The organism is Ideonella paludis (assembly GCF_018069865.1).
Lineage (GTDB): Bacteria > Pseudomonadota > Gammaproteobacteria > Burkholderiales > Burkholderiaceae_C > Ideonella > Ideonella paludis.
The window spans coordinates 1-3965 of sequence record NZ_JAGQDG010000017.1 but is presented as its reverse complement, the minus strand read 5'-3'; the positions used below and the strand labels follow the sequence as shown (position 1 = coordinate 3965).

Sequence of the window (3965 nt, the reverse complement as noted above, 5' to 3'; positions counted from 1 at the left end):
GCTACTACACCGCCCTGTCGGGGGCGGGCAGCGTGACCACCCACATCCAAGTCAGGCCGGCGCGCCTAGAGGTGGCGGCCGCTGCTGCCTGCGGCAGCTTCAGCTATGCCGGCCAGCCCTTTGGGGCTACGGTGACGGCGAAGAACGCCCTGAATGCGGTCACCCAAAACTACGCGGGCGCGGTAGCGCGCAGCGTCAACTTCAGCGACAGCAGTGGCAATGCCAATGGCAGCCTCAGCGGCAGCGTGCCCGCCAGCAGCTTCAGCGCCGGTGTGGCCACCCTGGCCAACACGGCGGCCACGGCCCCGGTGTTCAGCTTCAGCAACAAGCTCACTGCGCCGCAGACCATTGGCCTGCGCGCCACCGACACCGACGGCGTCAGCTCCAGCGGCTATGACGGCAGCCAAACCCTGCGCAGCGGCCGACTGCAGATGAGCAATGCCTTTGGTGGTGACAAGAGCAGCCTGCAAATCCCCTTGCAACTGCAGTACTGGAGCGGCAAGAGCTGGGTCAAGAACAGTGACGACAGCTGCACGGTGATCCCCACCGCCTCGGTGGTGCGGGCGCAGACCTTGAACCACAACAACAGCACCGCAACCTGGAGCAGTGCCATCAGCAGCATCAGCCTGAGTGGGGGCAGCGGCTTCATCACCCTGGCCGCGCCCAGCCCGAGTGGGACCGGCACGGTGGACCTGGCCATCAACCTGGGCGTGGGGCCGAATACGCAGGATGCGAGCTGCTTGGCCAACCACCCGAACACGACGGGCGCGGGCCTGCCTTGGCTGCGTTCGCGCCAAGGCAATTGCGCCACCAGCTTTGACCGCGACCCGTCAGCGCGGGGGACGTTTGGGATCTATACGCCCGAGACTCAGAAGTCTGTGCATGTCAGGGGGGTTTTCTGAGCCTCACGGGGATAGCCTTGTGCAAAACTGCGAGTGGAGCAAACTGACCAGGCGCTGCAATCTAGCGCGGCTTGCTCGTCAGGCAGGAGACTTTGTTGATGACATGTTTGCATTGCGGATGGCGCGGTAGCTTTGGTCAACGGAATGCCTTGCTGACTGTGGCGTGTGCTCACCTGAGCCGCTGGCTGGTGGTGTATTTAGCGCTGCTGCTTCAAGGGCTGTGTATACAAGCCGTCGCCCAGACAGCGCTGGCTTGGCGGCCGGTGAGTGGCACGGCGAGCACGAACTACGGTGCGCCTTACACGATGAATCGCACCACGGACAGCAGCGAGGTAAGCGGCAGCTATACCAGCGGCGTGACGAGCTTCAGTACCGTTGAAGGCTACACCACGGTTGGCGGTGGTGCTGACGGCCAATGGTTTGGTGTGTTCGGCACGACTGCAGGAGATTTGATCTACGACATGGGCCAGTCATTGTTCATGGACCGCGTGCGCTTTCATTGGGCCAACGCGGGGGGGAGCAATTCGATCTCATGTCTCTACATTGACATTTCATCTGTTGCCAACTTTGCGACATTTACCACGGTGGTGTCCAACTACGCCAAGCCTGCTGGCAGTGCGGCGACCGTGCCATTCAGCCAAGCCACCGCTGGCCGCTACCTGCGCGTTCGCTGGACCTGCTTGGCGTTCGGTGCAAGTTCCTATCCCGGATTGAACGAAATCGTTGTGGGGGGGCGCCTCAGTGGACTGACGGGGAATTACTACAACACCGCCGACTTGACGGGAGCCGTGGCCATGTCTCGCCTAGATGGGCCTGTTGACTTTGATTGGGGAGCAGGAAGCCCTGGGACGGGTGTGAATGCGGACTACTTTAGTGTGCGTTGGACTGGCCATGTCCTGGTGCCGACGACGGGGTGGTATACCTTTCAAACCCAAAGCGATGATGGGGTGAGGTTGTGGGTCAATGGACAGCAAGTCATCAGCAACTGGACTCTACATGGCCCCACTGACGACAACTCTGCGCCGGTCTATCTCAAGGCAGGCGCCCGCTATCCCATCGAGATGAACATGTATGAGGCCGGCGGGGGAGCGGTCGCTCGCCTGCGCTGGAAGCGGCCGCTAGATACCGCATTCGTGGCGATTCCCAATGGTGACAACACGCAGGGGCTGTATCCGGACGCTGTGCCTGTGGTGCCTGACAGCGGCCTCCTGACCGGTGCGGTTTGGTGGAGCAGGGCGAACGGCTTTGTCGGCAGTGACAACGCTGACATGTTGACCTGGTCCAACGAGGTCGACAGCTCACGCTCGTTGACCGGCAGCACCACCCGCCCCAAGTACCGCAACAATAACGCGCAGAACATCAATTTCAATCCGGTGGTGGAGTTCACCAGCACCACCGATACGCTGGCAGGAGCACAGTATTTCACTGCCCCAAGCATGCTGGGAGCCGCAAACCACACGCAAGAGCATTTGCTCTTTGTGGGCTACCCCACGGTGAGGAATCGGACCACGACCTTGTTCTCGGAGTCGGGGAGTGGTTCGTCGTTTTATACCCATGTCTCTTGGAGCGACGGCAACCTCTACTTTGACCCGGGGGTGCCCACGGGGAACGCATCGGCGCGATCCGTCTATTCGCCGACTCGCTTCGTGAACGCGCCTTCTCTGTACGCCATGCTCAACAATGCCAGCTCGTCGGCCAACCTGCCGCTGGCGGGCAACCACGGTGTGCGCCAAGACGGACAGACCAAGGTGACGAGTACCAATGTGGCCTCCACCACGGGCGTCAACAGCCCGTTTCGCGTCGGCTGGCCGACCGCCAACAACACCTGGACAGGAGTGTTGGCAGAAGGCATGTTGTTGCTCGGCAAACAGTTGACACCCACGGAGTTGGGCCAGTTGGAGAGTTACCTGGGCGTGAAGTACGGCGTCACCCTGGGGGGCAACGCTGCCACGGCGACGAGCTACCTGAACAGTGCTGGCGCCACCGTGTGGGCTGCGAACACGGGCTATCACCACAATGTGGCTGGCGTGGCGCGCGACGATGTCACCAAGCTGGACCAACGCATCTCCCGCAGCGTGAACAGCGGCGATCAGATCACCGTCACCACCAACGCGACCGTGCCCAGCACCGCCAGCGTGATCAGTGCGCAGACCGGATCGGCCTTTGCGACGGACAGGTCGTACACGATCTGGGGCGACAACAACGGCGTGGTGAGCGACACGGTGGCCATCACCGCGGGCTTTATCGCGGGCCGCTCGCGCAGCGCCCGGGTCTGGCGCTTGCAGATGACGGGCACGGTCCCCACGCAGCTGACAGTGTGCATCCCTGATGCGCTGATCCCAGCCGCCTTCTTAACGGGCGACTTGACGGACCTGAAGCTGACCGGGGCCACCGCCGCAGATTTCAGCGCTGGCAATTCGCTCTACACCATGACGGCCGGCACCTGCCCCGGCACCGGTGTGGGCGTGACCACGGGCGTTCCAGGCCGCTATGCCACCTTTGACAGCACGGTGCTCAACGGCATGGGCGGTGTGGGTTTCTTCTCGGTCTCGCGCAAGATGCTCGACCATATCGAGATCACTGCGGACGCCAACTCGGGCGTGACTTGTGCGCCCACCACCTACACGGTCAAAGCCTGTGGCGATGCGAGCTGCAGCAGCCTCTACACCGGCGGCCTGACGGGCACTTTGACGCTGACGGGCAGCGGCGTGACCAGCCTGCCCAGCGGTGGGGCGCCTTTCACCATTGCGGCCGGTCAATCCAGCACCACGGTCAGCGCCCAGGTGTTGACGGTCAGCACTGCCACGGTGGGCGCCAGTAGCCTCTCGCTGACCCCTGGCAATGCCAAGCCCGTGTTCTGCGGCTTGGGTGTGGCCGCCAACGCCAGCAACGCCTGCAGCATGAGCGTGAGCAGCGCAGGCTTGTTGATGAGCGTACCCAGCCACTACGCCGGCGCGAGCCAGACGCTGAGCATCAAGGCGGTGCGCAGCTCGGACAACGCCCAGGTGTGCGTGCCGGCCTTTGCCAACGTGACCCGCACCGTCAAGGCCACCTGCAGCTATG

At 63.0% G+C, this 3965-nt stretch carries 1 protein-coding gene and 1 pseudogene; both read left to right on the top strand.

What is annotated here, in order from left to right:
- A pseudogene (locus tag KAK11_RS21580) lies at positions 1-902 on the top strand (DUF6701 domain-containing protein); the annotation flags it as partial.
- 98 nt (positions 903-1000) lie between these two features.
- Positions 1001-3965: PA14 domain-containing protein (locus KAK11_RS21575; RefSeq protein WP_246499224.1), on the top strand; the 2965-nt coding region annotated here is incomplete at its 3' end.